The 16,911-nt window shown below is 59.9% G+C and carries 16 protein-coding genes; 6 read left to right on the top strand and 10 right to left on the bottom strand.

What is annotated here, in order from left to right:
* Positions 1–145 precede the first annotated feature (145 nt).
* The 3 genes from QV747_RS00925 to QV747_RS00915 form a co-directional block, all read right to left on the bottom strand.
* Positions 146–778 (bottom strand): sulfite oxidase heme-binding subunit YedZ, encoded by a 633-nt coding sequence (locus tag QV747_RS00925; RefSeq protein WP_273428340.1) that lies wholly within the window; start codon positions 776–778, stop codon positions 146–148.
* Between the two features lie 21 nt (positions 779–799).
* Positions 800–1,714, bottom strand: a complete 915-nt coding sequence (gene msrP / locus QV747_RS00920) for a protein-methionine-sulfoxide reductase catalytic subunit MsrP (protein WP_273428342.1) — start codon at positions 1,712–1,714, stop codon at positions 800–802.
* A gap of 152 nt (positions 1,715–1,866) precedes the next feature.
* Positions 1,867–2,184 carry a c-type cytochrome gene (locus QV747_RS00915; protein WP_028448774.1) on the bottom strand — a complete coding sequence of 106 codons (318 nt, stop codon included), beginning with the start codon at positions 2,182–2,184 and terminating at the stop codon, positions 1,867–1,869.
* Between the two features lie 150 nt (positions 2,185–2,334).
* Between QV747_RS00915 and cysG the strand changes: the two genes are divergently transcribed.
* From cysG to crcB, 3 genes are all read left to right on the top strand, one after another.
* Positions 2,335–3,831, top strand: a complete 1,497-nt coding sequence (gene cysG / locus QV747_RS00910) for a siroheme synthase CysG (protein WP_273428345.1) — start codon at positions 2,335–2,337, stop codon at positions 3,829–3,831.
* Positions 3,832–4,029: 198 nt separating this feature from the next.
* Positions 4,030–4,917, top strand: coding sequence for a DMT family transporter (locus tag QV747_RS00905; RefSeq protein WP_273428347.1), 888 nt, complete (start codon positions 4,030–4,032; stop codon positions 4,915–4,917).
* 40 nt (positions 4,918–4,957) lie between these two features.
* The gene (gene crcB / locus QV747_RS00900; RefSeq protein ID WP_273428349.1) at positions 4,958–5,347 is read left to right on the top strand and encodes a fluoride efflux transporter CrcB; all 390 of its coding nucleotides are present in this window, start codon (positions 4,958–4,960) and stop codon (positions 5,345–5,347) included.
* A gap of 8 nt (positions 5,348–5,355) precedes the next feature.
* Here crcB and QV747_RS00895 read toward each other — a convergent pair whose 3' ends face one another.
* The 7 genes from QV747_RS00895 to QV747_RS00865 all read right to left on the bottom strand — a co-directional run bounded on the left by QV747_RS00895 (position 5,356) and on the right by QV747_RS00865 (position 13,792).
* Positions 5,356–6,675 (bottom strand): DASH family cryptochrome, encoded by a 1,320-nt coding sequence (locus tag QV747_RS00895; protein WP_273428352.1) that lies wholly within the window; start codon positions 6,673–6,675, stop codon positions 5,356–5,358.
* Positions 6,676–6,741: 66 nt separating this feature from the next.
* A complete protein-coding gene (locus QV747_RS00890) occupies positions 6,742–8,316 on the bottom strand; it encodes a cryptochrome/photolyase family protein (RefSeq protein ID WP_273428354.1) in 1,575 nt (524 codons plus the stop codon).
* Positions 8,303–8,494: a DUF2256 domain-containing protein gene (locus tag QV747_RS00885; RefSeq protein WP_273428356.1), complete on the bottom strand. Its 192-nt coding sequence runs from the start codon at positions 8,492–8,494 to the stop codon at positions 8,303–8,305. Before QV747_RS00885 ends, QV747_RS00890 begins: the two co-directional genes overlap by 14 nt.
* 2 nt (positions 8,495–8,496) lie before the next feature.
* Positions 8,497–10,098, bottom strand: coding sequence for a cryptochrome/deoxyribodipyrimidine photo-lyase family protein (locus tag QV747_RS00880; protein ID WP_273428693.1), 1,602 nt, complete (start codon positions 10,096–10,098; stop codon positions 8,497–8,499).
* Between the two features lie 225 nt (positions 10,099–10,323).
* Complete coding sequence (guaA, locus tag QV747_RS00875) at positions 10,324–11,901, bottom strand: glutamine-hydrolyzing GMP synthase (protein WP_273428357.1); 1,578 nt, start codon at positions 11,899–11,901, stop codon at positions 10,324–10,326.
* Positions 11,902–12,053: 152 nt separating this feature from the next.
* Positions 12,054–13,469, bottom strand: coding sequence for a D-alanyl-D-alanine carboxypeptidase/D-alanyl-D-alanine-endopeptidase (gene dacB / locus QV747_RS00870; protein ID WP_273428360.1), 1,416 nt, complete (start codon positions 13,467–13,469; stop codon positions 12,054–12,056).
* A gap of 101 nt (positions 13,470–13,570) precedes the next feature.
* Positions 13,571–13,792 carry an oxidoreductase-like domain-containing protein gene (locus tag QV747_RS00865; protein ID WP_273428363.1) on the bottom strand — a complete coding sequence of 74 codons (222 nt, stop codon included), beginning with the start codon at positions 13,790–13,792 and terminating at the stop codon, positions 13,571–13,573.
* 60 nt (positions 13,793–13,852) lie between these two features.
* On the opposite strand from QV747_RS00865, the gene dnaX reads away from it, so the two are divergent.
* The 3 genes from dnaX to recR all read left to right on the top strand — a co-directional run bounded on the left by dnaX (position 13,853) and on the right by recR (position 16,877).
* Positions 13,853–15,808, top strand: coding sequence for a DNA polymerase III subunit gamma/tau (dnaX, locus tag QV747_RS00860; protein WP_273428366.1), 1,956 nt, complete (start codon positions 13,853–13,855; stop codon positions 15,806–15,808).
* A gap of 33 nt (positions 15,809–15,841) precedes the next feature.
* Positions 15,842–16,171: a YbaB/EbfC family nucleoid-associated protein gene (locus QV747_RS00855; RefSeq protein ID WP_028448764.1), complete on the top strand. Its 330-nt coding sequence runs from the start codon at positions 15,842–15,844 to the stop codon at positions 16,169–16,171.
* Between the two features lie 109 nt (positions 16,172–16,280).
* Positions 16,281–16,877: a recombination mediator RecR gene (gene recR, locus QV747_RS00850; protein ID WP_047395412.1), complete on the top strand. Its 597-nt coding sequence runs from the start codon at positions 16,281–16,283 to the stop codon at positions 16,875–16,877.
* Positions 16,878–16,911 lie beyond the last annotated feature (34 nt).

Here is a 16,911-nt window from a genome sequence, read left to right as displayed (position 1 = left end):
ACCTTCACCAAAAAACACTGGCTGCTGCCGGTGTTTTGTTTCGCCCGCTAAACGCGTGCGGCCACAGCCGACCTGTGGATCCCTAACGCCCCGCGGCGATCAGCCGCCATGCGGCGCGCTGCCACAATTGGCATAATCAAAATATCTACCCTGCCCCGCCCCAACGCGGTTTCACCCAACGCCAAAGCCGCCAGCCCAGCAATAGCGCCAGCCCGGTGGCAAACAGCAGTGGCGTGGTCAGATCGCGCTTCACCAGCCACAGATAATGCAGCACGCCCAGTAGCGCCGCCGGATACACCAGCTGATGCAGCTGCCCCCAACGGCGCTTTAGTCGCCGCATCCAGCCTTGGGTTGAAGTGATCGCCAACGGCAGCAACAAGGTAAACGCCAGCATCCCCAGCAAAATAAACGGCCGCTTCACCAGATCCGCCACGATCGCGTCCAGCGCAAAAAACTGATCTAGCCACAAATAAGTCAGCCAGTGCAGGCAGGCATAAAAGAACGCAAACAGCCCCAGCAAACGCCGATAGCGCTGCCAGCCCGCCCAACCGCTCAGCTGGCGCAGCGGTGTGATGGCCAAAGTGGCGCAAAGCAAACTCAGCGCCCAGGTACCGGTGCTGTGGGTGATAAATTCAATCGGGTTCACGAGCTCGCCTTGCAGCACCAGCCACACCATGCGCAGCAAAGGCGTCAGCAAGAGCAGCCACCAGCAGGCCTTATGCTGCAGACAGCGATACAATAGCGGGGTATTGCCCGCTAAATCATGATTTATTGACATTACCGGTTTATACCCCACCACTTAAAAGAATTTCTGCAAATCCATCCCGCGATACAAGCCCGCCACCTGCTCGCCATAGCCATTAAATGGCAGGGTTTTGCGTTTGTAAAACTCGCCAATGCGCCGCTCGGTGGCCTGGCTCCAGCGCGGGTGCGCCACGGCCGGGTTCACATTGGAGTAAAAGCCATATTCATTGGGCGCGGCCAGATTCCAGCTGGTGGGCGGCTGGGTTTCCTGCAGGCGGATCCGCACAATCGATTTAATGCTTTTAAAGCCATATTTCCACGGCACCACCAAGCGAATCGGCGCACCATTTTGCTTGGGTAGCACCTCGCCATACAGGCCAACCGCCAGCAGCGTGAGCGGGTGCAACGCCTCATCGATCCGCAAACCTTCCTTATACGGCCAATCCAGCACACGCGTACGCTGGCCAGGCATTTGCTGCGGGTCGAGCAGGGTTTCAAAGGCGACGAATTTGGCTTTGCCAGTAGGCTGCACCACTTTGAGTAAACTCGCCAGCGGGATACCAATCCACGGAATGACCATCGACCAGCCTTCGACACAGCGCAGGCGATAAATCCGCTCTTCCAGCGGGGCGAGTTTCAGGATTTCTTCCAGCCCGAAGACTTTGGGCTTGAGCGCCTCGCCTTCGACCGCCACCTGCCAGGGGCTGGTTTTCAGCCGCTGCGCATTGGCGGCCGGGTCTTCCTTGCTGGTGCCAAACTCGTAAAAATTGTTGTAGCTGGTAATTTGCTGGCGAGTGTTCAGCGCCTCGGTGGTGGAAAATGGGCTGGGTTTGCCAGTGAGCGCCGCCAGCGCTTCGCCGGCCAAGAGCGGCGTGGCCGCAGCCAGCGCCATAAACTCGCGTCGGCGCAAATACTGCGCCTGCGGGGTGATTTCAGAAGGGGCAATATCGGTCGGGCGGCGAATCAGCATGGCTTAGCTCCACGGCACACTCAAGCTGCCAGTATGCGCGAAAACCCGCCCCAATGGCAGTGGCTGCCTTGCGCTCACCAGCGCGCAATGCATTCACGCCAGACGAAAAAAACCCCGGCAGCGGGCCGGGGTCAGTGTGTTGCAGGTGAGTTTTATTTTCGGGCCAATACCCATTCGGCCATCTGTTTGGCCTCGGCTTCAGTCACCGCATTGGCAGGCATCGGCACTTGCCCCCACACCCCTGCTCCTCCTTTTTGAATCTTGGTCGCCAGCTTGCTCACCGCGGCTTTGTCGCCTTTGTATTTGGCCGCCACTTCCTTATATGCGGGGCCGACCAGTTTTTTATCGACCGCATGGCAGGCAAAACAGGCCTTGGCCTTCATCACATCTTCTACCCCCGCGGCATGGCTCGCGGCAGCAATCAGTCCCATGGCCACCCCGGCCAGTACGGTGCTGCTTATCCCTTTCATGGCAGATCTCCTGTTTTGATCAATTCAACTGGCCCGGCGCAGTGGCTGCGCATGCATAAATTGTAAAGACAAGGCCGGCACAAGAGCCGCGGTGCGCGTTGCACGCGCAGCTTTGCGATTGTGCTGGCGAGCAGCATGGCATAATTCACCTTGAGCAAAAACGATCTAGATCAAAATCGCCCCGGAAAACCACGCGCCGCCGCCGGCATGCGCGACAATGGCGGCTCACCGCCCGAGATGCCCATGGACTATTTCCCCCTCTTTCTGAATTTGAAACAACAACCCTGCCTGCTGGTTGGCGGCGGGGAAATCGCGCTGCGCAAAATGCGCCTGCTAGCCAGCGCCGGCGCCGACCTCACCGTGGTCGCCCCGCAAATCTGCGATGAACTTTTAGCCGAAGTACGCGCCGGCCGGCTGAACTGGCGGCCCGGCGAGTTTTCACTCAGCCACATCGTCGGCATGCGGCTGGTGATTGCCGCCACCGATCAGCCCGCGGTCAATCAGGCCGTGTTTGCCGCCTGCGAATCCGCGGGCATTTTGGTCAATGCCGTGGATGATCCGGCGCATAGCCGCTTTATCACCCCGGCGATTGTTGATCGCGCCCCGCTGACGATCGCGCTTTCCACGGGCGGTGGAGTGCCGGTGCTGGCGCGGCATTTGCGCGCCCAGCTCGAAGCACTTATCCCCCATGGCTGGGGCGACTTGGCCCGGCTGGGGAGCGAGCTGCGCCCCCTTGCGAAAGAAAAACTACCCGATCCGGCCGCCCGGCGGGAATTTTGGGAAAACGTGCTGGCCGGCCCGATCCCCGATCAGGTTTTTGCTGGCCAAGTGAACGCGGCCCGCAGCGCGCTGGAAGACGCCTTACACAGCGGCCAGCCGCCGGTGCGCGGCGCGGTCTATCTGGTGGGCAGCGGCCCGGGCAACCCTGATCTGCTCACCTTCCGGGCGCTGCGGCTGATGCAGCAAGCCGATGTAGTGCTGTACGATAATCTGGTGTCGCCGGCGATTATGGAGCTGGTGCGCCGTGATGCCGAGCGTGTGTATGTTGGCAAAAAAGCCAGCAATCACGCTTTGCCGCAAGAAGAAATCAACCAGCTGCTGGTGCGGCTGGCGCAAGCTGGCAATAAAGTGCTGCGGCTCAAGGGGGGCGACCCCTTTATCTTTGGGCGCGGCGGCGAAGAAATTGCCGAGCTGGCCGCTGCGCAAATTCCGTTTGAAGTGGTGCCCGGCATCACTTCGGCCGCCGGCGCCTCTTGCTATGCCGGCATTCCGCTCACGCACCGCGATTATGCGCAATCGGTCACCTTTGTCACCGGCCACCGGCGCGCGACTGAGAGCGAGGCGGATAAACTGGAGCTCGATTGGGCTCGCCTTGTGAATCCGCAAGAAACTGTCGTGGTGTATATGGGTGTAGCGCAAGCAGGGTATATTGCCGAACAGCTTATCCAGCATGGTCGTGAGGCCAATACCCCCGTTGCCATTATCGAGCGTGCCACCACCCCGCAGCAACGCGTGGTGATCAGCCAGCTCGCCACCCTCGCCGCCGATATCCACAGCGCAGCCATCAAACCACCAGCCCTACTTATCATCGGCCATGTGGTAGAGCTACACGGGCAGCTGAATTGGCGCCAGGAAGCTGCGAGCTAAAGCGCAGTCTGCATTCAGTCGCGAGCAAGCGCATCAATCAGCCCGCCTTTTGGCGGGCTTTTGTTTGCATTTACCCGTAGACGAATGGCCAACGCAAGGCCGCAATATTTAATTTGCCAACGATGTAGCTCAGCGCCTGCCTAGGCAAGCGGCCTCCAGCAGCGCACAATGCCTTTATCCCTCGCTGCGAATCCCACTATGCACTTACGTCACCTCAGCCAACTGTTTTTGCTTGCCGCCATCTGGGGCGCGTCGTTTTTGTTTTTGCGCGTGGCCGTACCGACGCTAGGGCCGGTGTGGCTGATTGCGGGGCGGATTGGCTTTGCGGCGTTGTTTCTTGGCGCCGTGGCGGCGCTGCTACGGCAGGGTTTGCCACTGGGGGAATGGCGGCATTTTTTGGTGCTGGGACTATTGAATACGGCCTTGCCTTTTCTGGCGTATGGCTTTGCCGCCCGCCAGCTGAATGCTTCGCTGATGTCGATTTTGAATGCCACCGCGCCGATCTGGGGGGCAATCATTATGGCCAGCTTGCAGCGGCGTTTGCCCGCGCGCAGCGTGATGTTGGGCCTATTGCTCGGTATGCTGGGCGTCGCGGTGCTGGTGGGGTTTGATCGGGTAAGCAGCCAGCCCGGTGCAGCTTGGGCGATTGGCGCCTGCCTTGGCGCCACACTGTGTTATGGCCTGGCCAGTAGCTATGCCAAGCTCAAGGCCAGCCACCTCGCGCCATTTCAGAGTGCACACGGCAGTATGTGGGGCGCCACTTTGCTGGTGTTGCCACTCCTTACCGTGAGTAGCCCGGCGGGCAGCCCTACCCCGCTGGTGTGGGGAGCAGTGCTGGCGCTGGCGATACTCTGTACCGGTGTCGCGTATTTGCTGTATTTCCGTCTGGTGCGCGATATTGGCGCCGCCTCGACGCTGACAGTGACGTTTTTGATTCCGATTTTTGGGGTGCTGTGGGGTGCTTTGCTACTGGGCGAGCATATCGGCAGCAATACGGTAGCTGGCGGCCTGATTATTTTGCTGGGCACGGCCTTGGTCACCGGCTTTAATCCGCTGGCGCGTTTGCGCGCGGCGCAGCCAAGCTAAGCGGTAGGCGTATAATCTGCTTTTTTGCGCGGAAAAAACGATGAATCTACTGGCTTGTGCCTTGATCGGCGTTGGCGCCGCGGCAGGCGCCTGGTTGCGCTGGGTGCTGGGTTTAGCGCTCAACCCCATGCTGGCGGGGATTCCGCTGGGCACGCTAAGCGCCAACTGGCTTGGCGGCTATCTGATGGGCATTGCGCTGGGCCTCTTTAGCCAAACCGGCGTGCTAAGCCCCGAATTGCGCCTGATGGTCACCACCGGTTTTCTCGGCGGTTTAACCACGTTTTCGACTTTCTCCGCCGAAACCACCAGCATGCTGCTGCGCGGTGAATACACGCTGGCGCTGGGCACCATCGCCCTGCATGTGTGCGGCTCGCTGCTGCTCACCTGGCTGGGGATTTTGAGCATTCAATACGGTTTGGCCCGCTGGTAGCGCGCTAGTTAGCCAGCCGCCCAGCAGCGCTGATAGTCGCCCGCGCGATCATAGTCCTGCGCCTGCTTGAGCGGATTAAACCGCCGCCCGGCGCGCGGATCGGTGCCGCGACCCGCCAGATACAGCCAGTTGCCCTGATTGCTGTAAACATCGTAATCGACCAGCTGCGCTTCAAACCACGCCGCACCGGCGCGCCAATCGTCGCCCAGATCATGCACCAAATAGCTTGCCACATTTTGCCGCAGCCGATTGGATAAATAGCCGGTGAGCCGCAGCTCACGCATGCCGGCATCGATAAAAGGCTGGCCAGTTTGCCCGGCGCACCAGTGGGCAAAGCGGGCTGGATCATGGGTGGGTGCAGGGGCACTAGGGTTTAAGCCGCTGGCGCGGTACAAACGCCGCCCATGCTGGCGGTGCAAATGGCGAAAATACTCGCGCCACAGCAGCTCGAAATACAGCCATTCGCTGCCTTCATCTGCGCCACGCGCTTGCTCGCGCGCCGCCAGCCCCGCATAAATCTGCCGCACCGACAGCGCCCCGCTGGCTAGCCAGGCCGACCATTTACTGGAATACGCCGCGCCCAGCAGGCCATTACGCGTTTGCTTGTAGTGGGTAGGCAATTCGCTGGCGAGATAGGCCTGCAAATAGCGCAGGGCCGCGCTTTCGCCACCGGCCAATTCGGGCAGATCAAAGCGCAGCGCAGCACGCGGGTCTGGCGCAGCCGGGTGGCTCTCGCGCCAGGCGGCTAAATCAAATTGCGGCACTTGCGCCGCCCAGACCGGCAGCGCCGGTAGTGCGCTGATCGGCGCCACTGGCGCGGCAGGTTGGCAGCCGGTGCGCGCCAATAATTGCCGAAAAGGTGTAAATACCTGCGGCAAGCTATCCGGGCGAAATGGTAAATCGGCCAGCGCAAACAGCCCCGATTGCCAATGCGGGTGCACTTGCCAGCCCGCCGCGCGCGCGGCCTGCAGCTCGGCTTCTTCATCCGGCGCGGCAATCGCTTCGCACCAGAGCTGACAAGGCCAGCCTTGCGCCCATAGTTGGGCTTGCAGCTGGGCCAACGCAACAGCGGGCGGGCCGGCCAGAATTAGCAAATCACTGCCCAGCGCACGCAGCCGCTGGCGCAAATCCAACGCCGTGTCGGCCAGATAACGCAATTTCAACGCGCTATGGCGAGCAAAGCCCCAGGCGGTAGTGGGGTTGTCAGGCCACACCCACACGGGCACCACTTGCTGGCAAGCCGCCAGCGCCGCGGTGAGCGCAGGCTGATCGTGCAGACGTAAATCTTGCCGAAACCAATACACGCCACACGTTTGAGGCTGCGTCATGCTAAATACCCCGCCCTAGTAATAACTCAAAACCTATTAATACTGATAATTTCAGGCCCATACCCCTCATAAATCATCCAGCTGCGCCAGATACCGCTCGGCCTGCGCCAAGGTGGCCGCCTGCTCTTGCGCCCCCAGCTTCTCCCAGCTGCGATAGCTCATCGCCAGCCGCGGGTTGCGCCCCAGCCGCTCGGCGTGGCGGACATGAAAATGCCAATACAGGCTATTGAACGGGCAAGCCATCTCACCGTGCCGCAATTTGGGCTGATAGGCGCAGCCTTTGCAGTAATCGCTCATTTTGCCGATGTAGCTGGCGGAACCGGCATAAGGCTTGCTGCCCAGCAGCCCGCCATCGGCGTATTGGCTCATGCCGCGGGTATTCGGTAGCTCCACCCACTCGAAGGCATCGATATAAATCCCCAGATACCAAGCATCGACCTGATCGGGGTCGATGCCGGCCAGCAAGGCGAAATTGCCGGTCACCATCAGCCGCTGTATATGGTGGGCATAGGCCATGTTGAGCGATTGGCCAATCGCATGGCGCAGGCAAGCCATTTTGGTTTGCCCATCCCAATACCAGCGCGGCAAGGGGCGCTGATGTTGCAGCACATTGAGCGCCCGATAGCCGGGCATGCGCGCCCAATACACCCCACGCACAAATTCGCGCCAGCCCAAGATCTGCCGCACAAAGCCTTCCACCGTGGGCAGGCTCACCGCGCCGTGTTCATACGCCGCAATCGCGGCCTGAATCACCTCCAGCGGGTGCAGCAATTTGATATTCAGTGCAAACGACAGCCCGGCATGAAATAAAGTTGGCGAGGCTTGGCTCATTGCATCTTGATACGCGCCAAAATGCGGCAAGGCGTGCGCGATGAAATGGCGCAACCACTCTTGCGCCTCTCGCCGGCTCAGTGGCCAATTAAACGCGTCCGCCTGCGGCGCGCCCAGCGTGCGCACACCGGCGGCGTTGATTTCCTGCCACAGTTCGCGTAAATCGTGGCGCGGCTGCGGCCAGCTGGGCGCAGGCGGATTGCCCGGCCAGCGCTGGCGATTGTCGGCATCAAAATTCCACTGCCCGCCCAGCGGCTCGCCCTCGGGCGTTAAGAGCAGCTGATATTGCCGGCGCATGGCGCGATAAAAAAACTCCATGCGCGGGATTTTCTGCGCGAATTGCTGGCTAATCTGCGCCTGTTCGGCCAGAAAATGCTCGCTATCGACCACCTGATACGGCACACCCGCTACGGCCGCAAAATCGCGAAGATGCTGCGCCACTCGCCATTCATCCGGCTGCTGCCATTCCAGCGTGCGGATCTGATGGCGCGCCAACAGCGTAGCCAGATTGACGGCAAAACTTTGCTGATTATCCTCATCGCCCAAGCGCAGGTAATGCACGGCCAGCCCAGCCGTGGCCAAGGCCTGCGCAAAGGCGCGCATGGCGGCGAAAATACCCAGCACTTTTTGCGCATGATGCCAGGCGTAATCGGTTTCGCTGCGGATTTCCATCAGTACATACAGCGTATCGGCCTGCTCGGCCGGCGTGCGAAACCAGCTATGCAGGGCATTGAGCTGATCGCCCAAAATCAGCCGCAGGCGGCGAAATGGCTGAGCCGTAGCAATGCGAGGTAAATCAGTTGTGCGCATCGCTGCCTCCGGCCCCGCGCGCGGCGCGGGCGCAACGCTGGCTACAGTATTTAACTTGCGCCCAATCGCGCTCCCATTTTTTGCGCCAGCTAAATGGCCGCTGACAGATGGGGCACAGCTTACTGGGCAATTGCGCTTTGGCCGACACGGCCGCGCGGGTTTTCGGTTTATCGGGCATGTTTACTCCAGCGCGAGCTCGGCATCGAGCCCACCGGCAAATAAATCGGCTTGTAGCGCGGCGGGCGGCGCTTTCGCGGTACCAGAACGCCGGCTGCGCCGCTGGGCTGGGCCCTGCCGGCTACCGTGTTTTTGATACACCGCTTGCGATAATTCGCGTAAATGCGGCTGGCTGCGCCGCCAATCACTGATCCGCTGCTTGGCCAGTTGCATTGAGCTGGCCCAATCCACCACCGGCCACGGATAATCGCGCCCCAGCATGCAGCCCGCTTCGCGCTGTATGCCTTCGGGCATCAGCCAGGGCTCGAAAATGCACCAATCGGGCACTCGCCGCAGCGCCGGTAACCAATGCCGCACAAATGCGCCGCGTGGATCATGCTCTTGCGCTTGCTTGATCGGGTTGTAAATGCGCAGGGTGTTAATGCCGGTGACACCCGATTGCATCTGCACCTGCGGGTAATGAATGCCCGGCTCATAATCCAGAAACAGCCGCGCCAGATGCGCCGCCGGCTGTGGCCAGTGCAGCCAGAGGTTGTAGCTGGCAAAACTCACCAGCATGGCGCGCATGCGAAAATTGATCCAGCCGGTGTGCCGCAGCATCGCCATGCAGGCATCGATCAAGGGATAGCCCGTTTCGCCAGCGGCCCACGCCTGAAAATACGCGGGATTAAACTGACTTTCCCGCAAGCCCAGATAGGCCGGGTTTTGCGCGAATTGCTCGAGCTCTGGCTCAGATTCGAGCTTTTGCATAAAGTGGCAATGCCAGTGCAAGCGGCTTTCAAAGCTGCGCAAAGATTGCGTCCAGCGCGTCGGGCTCGGGGCTTCGGATTTCAGTTGCGCCGCCCGCCGACGCGTGGCCTGCACCACTTCACGCAGCGACAGGCAGCCAAAACTTAAATATGGCGATAAGCGCGAACAAGCCGACACGGCCTTCAGCGGGCTGGAAATCCCGCCGCGATATTGCCCGCCCCGCTCCAGCAAAAATGCCTGCAGCGTATTCACCGCCGCGCGGCGTCCGCCAGCTTGGCGCGCCGCAAAATCCTGGCCCTGCGCCGGCGTATCGACCCAGAAATCGCCCGCCTCGCCAACAGGCCAGCTGGGCCAAGCCGCCAGTGCCGCATCTTGCGCCCATTGCAGTTTGGGCGCGGGGCTGGCCGCCATCCGCCCTTGCCAGTGGCGCTGCCAGTGATCACGATTGGCCAGCCGGCGCACGACGCCGTTTTGTGGCCATTCTTGCCAAGGCACGCCAGCCGCGCGACACCACGCCGCCACCGCCCGATCGCGGGCAAAGCTGGCGAGATTGCCGGTTTCTTCATGCGAATACAGCCCGGCCAACGCCACCTGCTGCTGCAAAGCCTGTAAGGCCGGCACCACCTCGCCGGGATACACATACAGCCGCAAGCCGGCCCGCGCCAAATCATGCGCAAGCTCCGCCAAACATTCACGGGTAAACGCCCAATGCCCGGCGCTGTAATCGGGCTGCGCCTGCAGACTCGGCTCGCGGCAATACAGCACCAGCACCGGCCCACGCTGGCTGGCTTCCCATAATGGCCAATGATCGTGCAAGCGCAGATCTTTTTTTAGCCACACCACATGCACCGGCATACCTGCCACGGTATATCCCCACAAGCTTTTCTAGACAATGGATACCACTACATACCTCAATGGTCTGTTTGATCACCGGCAATAGCTACTAGCAAGAACAAACAGATACCAATAAGTAAATAAAATACTACACGGTAACAACAAAGCCTGCCAGCCAAGCCGGCAAGAAAAAACCCCGCCGAGGCGGGGTTGGATAAGCTGCAGTGCTGTATTTCGATGTAGGGCTTATTCCCACTCAATCGTTGCCGGTGGTTTGCCGCTGACGTCGTATACCACGCGGTTCAGACCACGTACTTCGTTAATGATGCGGTTGGATACGCGGCCCAATAGGTTGTATGGCAACTCGGCCCAGTGGGCAGTCATGAAGTCGCTGGTGACCACGGCGCGCAGCGCTACTACGTAATCGTAAGTACGGCCATCGCCCATTACACCCACCGATTTCACCGGCAGGAATACGGCAAAGGCTTGGCTGGTGAGGTCGTACCAGCTCTTGCCGGTTTTTTCATCGATGGTGTTGCGCAGCTCTTCGATGAAAATCGCATCCGCGCGGCGCAGCAGGTCGGCGTATTCCATTTTCACTTCGCCCAGAATCCGCACACCAAGGCCTGGGCCTGGGAATGGGTGGCGATACACCATTTCTGGTGGCAAGCCCAGCGCCACGCCCAGCTGGCGCACTTCGTCTTTAAACAGCTCGCGCAGTGGCTCCAAGAGTTTCAGGTTCATGTCTTCTGGCAAGCCGCCGACATTGTGGTGGCTCTTGATCGCGTGCGCTTTGCCGGTTTTCGCGCCAGCTGATTCGATCACATCGGGGTAAATCGTGCCTTGAGCCAGCCATTTGGCGGTGGTGAGTTTGCCGGATTCTTGCTGGAAAACTTCAACGAATTCGCCACCGATGATTTTGCGTTTGCGCTCTGGGTCGGTCACGCCAGCGAGTTTGCTCATGAATTGTTCAGTCGCATCCACGCGGATCACTTTCACGCCCATATTGCGCGCGAACATGTCCATCACCATATCGCCTTCGTTCAGACGCAAGAGGCCATGATCTACAAACACGCAAGTCAGCTGCGAGCCAATCGCACGGTGAATCAGCGCCGCTGCCACTGATGAATCGACGCCGCCCGACAGACCAAGGATGACTTCTTCGTCGCCCACTTGCTCGCGGATTTTTTTCACCGCTTCGTCGATGTAGTTCGGCATGGTCCACGATGGCTTGGCATTACACACATGCAGCACAAAGCGGTGGATCATTTCGGTGCCGCGTTTGGTGTGCGTCACTTCGGGGTGGAACTGCACTGCGTAGAATTGGCGCGCTTCATCGGCCATGGCGGCGATCGGGCAAGATGGCGTTTCGGCGATCACGTTAAAGCCAGCTGGCAGTGCCGTTACTTTGTCGCCGTGGCTCATCCACACATCGAGGAAACCATTGCCCGCCGCGTCTACGCGGTCTTGCAGGCCTTCGAACAGTTTTGAGTGATGGCGAGCCTGGATCTCAGCGTAGCCAAATTCGCGCTTGTCGCCCGATTCAACTTTACCGCCCAAGGTTTGCGCCATGAACTGCATGCCGTAACAGATACCGAGCACTGGAATGCCCAATTCAAACAATTTTGGATCTGCTTGATAATCCGACTCGTACACCGAGTTCGGGCCACCCGACAGGATAATCCCTTGCGGATTAAAAGCCTTGATCTCTTCCAGTGACATATCGAACGGGTGCAGCTCACAGTACACATGCGCTTCGCGCACGCGACGGGCGATCAGCTGGGTCACTTGCGAGCCGAAATCAAGAATCAGAATTTTATCCATGCCGTTTTCATCCAGAGGTGGGCGGTAAAACACGCCATTTTACCGCGCTATTGCCATGCAGGCGAGTTCATTGGTCTGCACGCTCAATACCCAAGCAGGTATATCAACCGAAAGCTCATCAAAAATAGACTTTGGGCCTATACCCCCAGGGATTATTTAGCTTGCCACACTTCGCGAATCAGCTGATCCAGCGCCGGGCCCGCTTTGGCGGCCTCGGGGTGATTCACGATCCCCACCACGGCCCAATTACGCCCTTGCCGATCACGCACATAGCCGGCCACCGCCCGCACATCGCGTAGGCTGCCGGTTTTGATATGCGCCTGGCCTGCCAGCTCGCCCAGGCGTTTTTTCATCGTGCCATCCAGCCCGACCAGCGGCAGCGAGCTGATAAACTCGGCGGCATACGGGCCGCGCGCGGCTTCGCGCAGCAATTCGGCCAAATGGCGCGCGCTAATGCGCTCGCTACGCGAGAGACCTGAGCCGTTTTCCAGCACTAGCTCCGGCCAGCGCAAACCCGCCTGCTGCAGCGTATCGCGGATGGCGGTGGCGGCTTTGTCATCGGTGTAGTTGCCCGCCACATTGCTCTCGGCGCCGATGGTGAGATACAGCTGGCGCGCCATCAGGTTATTACTGAATTTATTAATATCGCGCACGGTGCTCACCAGATCGGGCGAACGGCTGCTGGCCAGCCGCTGCGCGCCGGCGGGCGTCGCGGCAAATTCGGTTTTACCCGAGCCTTTGCCGCCATTGAGGTACCACAGGTGCCAGAACAAGGCCTGGGTATAGCTTTGCGGATTCAGCACCGGCACATAGCGTTCGGCCTGACAGCCGGGTGGCATTTCGCCCACATACTGCACCAGAAACTCCGAGCCACTGACCTCGCCCATGCGCTGCTGCACGCGCTTGGCCCATTCAGCGCAGTTGCCGCCGCTGCCAATCGCCAGCTGATTACTCACCCGCACCTGATTCAGTGGCGGATCGACCCGCAGCTGCACCCGCTCGCCAGTGGAATCAAAATTAATCCGCAAGGTGCGAAAATTACTGATCAGCGCATCAGGCTCAACCAGAAACGCCCGCTCGGTATCACCATCATCATCGTATTCGCTGCGCTGCGGGCTGCGCTGAAAGTAGCTCGCATCCAGCACCAGCGGGCCGGCGATGTCATCGACCCCGGCCGCGCGTAATTCGCGCACCAGCAGCCACATCCGTTCCAGCGTGATTTTGGGGTCGCCCCGCCCCCGCAGATATAGCGGGCTATTGAGCACGCCTTTTACTGGCGCCTGGGTGGCCAGCAGATCGGTTTGCCATTGCCAGTTCGGGCCAAGGCGCTGCAGCCCCGCCCAAGTGGTGAGTAATTTCATGGTTGAGGCCGGGTTGCGCGCCTCATCGGCTAAATGCCATTGCGCCGCGCTGGCCGGCCCATCCAGTGGCAGCACTGCCACGCTAATGGCGCTGCTGGGTAGGTTGGCAGCCTGCAAGCTACTGGCCACTTTGGGCGACAATTGGGCACTGGCCCAAGGGCTAAGGATCAAGCCAGCCACACAGGCCAGCGTAGACAAACGGCTCATGTATTACTCCTGACGGCCAGCAGGCTGGCCTCGTCTCAATTCAACACCTTCATTCCAGCGCAGATTCAATCTACGCGAAGTACGCTCTGCCACTTGGCCGGTTAATCGCTCGCACCCGCTGACGCAGCATCGCGGGCGGCTTGGCGCGCACGCCAGGCTAAATGCTCGGCGCGATAGGCGTGCAAGGCTTCGGCATAAATATCAAAAATACAGGGCACGCAGCCACTGGTGCAGCATTCTTCCAGTGCTGGCTCATGCGGGGCTTGTGGCTCGGGATCATCCTGCGCCGTGGGCAAGCTGGGATCAGCGGGGGGATTCAGCATTTTTCCTTCTTCCTTCAAGCAAGGCTCAACCATCGCAAACCGATCTGTTAGAATCGCGCCATGGCCTATCAAGTACTCGCGCGCAAATGGCGCCCTAAAACCTTTGCCCAACTCGTTGGGCAAGAGCATGTGATCAAAGCCCTCGCCAATGCGTTTGCCAGCGAGCGACTGCACCATGCTTATTTGCTGACCGGCACGCGCGGGGTGGGCAAGACCACCATCGCCCGGATTATGGCCAAGGCGCTGAACTGCGAAACCGGCATTACCTCCGAGCCGTGTGGCGTGTGTTCGGCCTGCACCCAGATTGATGCCGGGCGCTTTGTCGATCTACTGGAGATCGATGCGGCCTCCAATACCGGCATTGATAACATCCGCGAAGTACTGGATAACGCGCAGTATGCCCCGACAGCCGGGCGGTTCAAAGTGTACATCATCGACGAGGTACACATGCTGTCCAAATCCGCCTTCAACGCGATGTTGAAGACGCTGGAAGAGCCGCCAAGCCATGTGAAATTTATTCTGGCCACCACCGATCCGCAAAAAGTGCCGATCACGGTGCTCAGCCGCTGTTTGCAGTTTTCGCTGCGCCAAATGACGCCGCAGCAAGTCTCTAGCCATCTGCATAAAGTGCTGCAAGCCGAGCAAGTGCAATTTGAGCCATTGGCGCTCAATCTGCTTGGCCACGCGGCCAATGGCTCGATGCGCGATGCGCTCTCACTACTTGATCAGGCCATTGCCCACGGCGCGGGTCAGGTGGAAGAAGCCGGCGTGCGCGCCATGCTGGGCGCGGTGGATCAAAGCTATCTATTTGAATTACTCGCCGCGCTGGCCACCCATGATGGGCCGGCGCTGCTGAATACCGCCAATGAAATCGCCAAACGCGGCTTGTCTTACGAAGCCGCGCTGCATGAGCTGGCACATGTTTTGCACCAAGTGGCGCTTATTCAAGCCGTGCCCGGGGCGCTGGCCGATGATTTACCGCAATTGGCGCAAATTCAGGCCGCGGCCGCCGCGCTAAGCCCCGAAGACACCCAGCTGTATTATCAAATCGCGCTGCATGGTCGCCGCGATTTGCCGCTGGCTCCGGATGAGTATGCGGGCTTCACCATGACGCTGCTGCGCATGCTGGCCTTTGCGCCGGCCAGTGCCGAGCAATTGCCCGCAAGCCCAATTCAGCCGGGCCCGACCCAAGGCCTGAGCGCGCCGGTAAGCCCAAATACGGCATCCACTTCTGCTGCGAGCTTAGCAATTGCACCCGCCGCGCCTAACGTGGTGTCACCGGAAGCGGCGGCAGTGAATCCAGAGGTAGTGAATCCAGAGGCAGTTCATCCGGTTGCAGTGAATCCGGCTGCTGTCGCTCAAGCATCAGCAGCACCCGTCGCCCACCCGGTCGCCGCACCGACAGCCCCCAGCGCTCAAGCAACATCACACTCACCGGCCCCTGCCCCCAGCCACGCTGCCGATGAGCCACCACCGTGGCATGTTGAAGCTGCTGCTGCGCTGTATGACGAGCCGGCGAGCAACGCCCAAGCTGCGGAGCCCGTTGTCGCGCCTACAGCTGATCTAGCCCCAAGCCAAGCCCCTACGGAGTTAACGAGCGATGCTCCCGTGGCCGCCACGCCCAGCGCCCCACCGCCGCCGTTTAATGGCGACTGGCGCGCCTTGGTGGTTCAGCTCAAGCTCGGCGCCGCCGGCATGCTGGCGCAAAATGCCGAATTGCAGCACTACGCCGATGATCATTTCATGCTGCAAGTCAGCGAAGAGCATCGGGCGGTATCCGGCCGCGATTATCAGGAAAAACTCCGCCTCGCGCTGAGCGAACATTACGGCCGTGACATCAAATTGACCGTACAGATTGGTACGCTCAGCGGTGAAACTCCGGCCGCCATGCTGGTGCGCGAAAACGCCCAGCGGCAGGAAAATGCCGTGGCGGCGATCCAGAACGATCCGTTTATTCAAACCCTGGTGCGGGATTTTGGCGGCATGATCGACGCAGATTCGATCAAACCACTGTAAAACCCGCCCTGTTCATCACCAAAAGGAAGCAGTATGTTTAATAAAGCCGGTCTCGGTGGCTTGATGAAACAAGCCCAGCAAATGCAGGAAAACATGAAAAAGGCCCAAGATGAGCTGGCCACCGTCGAGGTGGAAGGCCAATCTGGCGCGGGCCTGGTGAAAATCACCATGACCTGCGCCAATGTGGTGAAGCGTGTGGCCATCGACGACAGCCTGCTGAGCGACGATAAAGACATGCTGGAAGACCTGATCGCCGCCGCCTTCAACGATGCACTGCGCAAAGCCGAAAGCACCAGCCAAGAGCGCATGGCGGGGCTGACAGCCGGTCTGCCGCTGCCACCGGGCTTTAAAATGCCATTCTAAGCGCTCCACCATGGCGCCGATCTGGGGCCCATCGCTGGGCGCCAGATCATACTCACCACACGTATTTCCCTCTAAGCCTTGATTTTAATATCTTCATAGGCAATACCCCATGAGTACACCTCGCTCACTGGCGAATCTCATCGACGCCTTGCGCGTTTTACCCGGCGTTGGCCCCAAGTCTGCCACCCGGATGGCCTTTCATCTGGTGCAGCGTGATCAGCACGGCGCAGGCCAATTAGCCCAAGCACTGATGGAAGCCCTGGGCACGCTCAAGCATTGCCGCCAGTGCAATACTTTTACCGAAGCCGAGATTTGCGATATTTGCGCGGACGAGCAGCGCAATCAGGCCCAGCTGTGCGTGGTGGAAATGCCCACCGATTTACTCTCGATCGAGCACACCCGCAGCTATGAAGGCCTGTATTTTGTGCTGATGGGGCGCTTATCGCCGCTCGATGGCATAGGCCCGAAAGACATTGCGTTGCAACAGCTGTTGCAACGTGCCAGCGATGGCATTATCGAAGAAGTCATTCTCGCCACTAATTTCACCACCGAGGGTGAAGCCACGGCCCATTATCTGGCCGAGATGTTGCGCGCTCGTGGCCTGAAAGTCAGCCGCATTGCTCGCGGCCTCCCGGTAGGGGGCGAACTGGAACATGCCGATCCTGGCACACTGGCACAGGCCGTGATTGAGCGGCGTGGGCTCTAGCCCTATACTGGGTCAAACTGACTCGCCCCGGAGC

It is taken from the genome of uncultured Chitinibacter sp., assembly GCF_945957625.1.
GTDB lineage: Bacteria > Pseudomonadota > Gammaproteobacteria > Burkholderiales > Chitinibacteraceae > Chitinibacter > Chitinibacter tainanensis.
This window is presented reverse-complemented; position numbering and strand designations above follow the sequence as displayed.

What these genes read in the sequence shown, in the direction of transcription:
- QV747_RS00925 (WP_273428340.1), bottom strand. Translation starts at nt 778, where the DNA reads ATGTCAATAAATCATGATTTAGCGGGCAATACCCCGCTATTGTATCGC.
- msrP (WP_273428342.1), bottom strand. Translation starts at nt 1,714, where the DNA reads ATGCTGATTCGCCGCCCGACCGATATTGCCCCTTCTGAAATCACCCCG.
- QV747_RS00915 (WP_028448774.1), bottom strand. Translation starts at nt 2,184, where the DNA reads ATGAAAGGGATAAGCAGCACCGTACTGGCCGGGGTGGCCATGGGACTG.
- QV747_RS00905 (WP_273428347.1), top strand. Translation starts at nt 4,030, where the DNA reads ATGCACTTACGTCACCTCAGCCAACTGTTTTTGCTTGCCGCCATCTGG.
- crcB (WP_273428349.1), top strand. Translation starts at nt 4,958, where the DNA reads ATGAATCTACTGGCTTGTGCCTTGATCGGCGTTGGCGCCGCGGCAGGC.
- QV747_RS00895 (WP_273428352.1), bottom strand. Translation starts at nt 6,675, where the DNA reads ATGACGCAGCCTCAAACGTGTGGCGTGTATTGGTTTCGGCAAGATTTA.
- QV747_RS00890 (WP_273428354.1), bottom strand. Translation starts at nt 8,316, where the DNA reads ATGCGCACAACTGATTTACCTCGCATTGCTACGGCTCAGCCATTTCGC.
- QV747_RS00885 (WP_273428356.1), bottom strand. Translation starts at nt 8,494, where the DNA reads ATGCCCGATAAACCGAAAACCCGCGCGGCCGTGTCGGCCAAAGCGCAA.
- QV747_RS00880 (WP_273428693.1), bottom strand. Translation starts at nt 10,098, where the DNA reads ATGCCGGTGCATGTGGTGTGGCTAAAAAAAGATCTGCGCTTGCACGAT.
- guaA (WP_273428357.1), bottom strand. Translation starts at nt 11,901, where the DNA reads ATGGATAAAATTCTGATTCTTGATTTCGGCTCGCAAGTGACCCAGCTG.
- dacB (WP_273428360.1), bottom strand. Translation starts at nt 13,469, where the DNA reads ATGAGCCGTTTGTCTACGCTGGCCTGTGTGGCTGGCTTGATCCTTAGC.
- QV747_RS00865 (WP_273428363.1), bottom strand. Translation starts at nt 13,792, where the DNA reads ATGCTGAATCCCCCCGCTGATCCCAGCTTGCCCACGGCGCAGGATGAT.
- dnaX (WP_273428366.1), top strand. Translation starts at nt 13,853, where the DNA reads ATGGCCTATCAAGTACTCGCGCGCAAATGGCGCCCTAAAACCTTTGCC.
- QV747_RS00855 (WP_028448764.1), top strand. Translation starts at nt 15,842, where the DNA reads ATGTTTAATAAAGCCGGTCTCGGTGGCTTGATGAAACAAGCCCAGCAA.
- recR (WP_047395412.1), top strand. Translation starts at nt 16,281, where the DNA reads ATGAGTACACCTCGCTCACTGGCGAATCTCATCGACGCCTTGCGCGTT.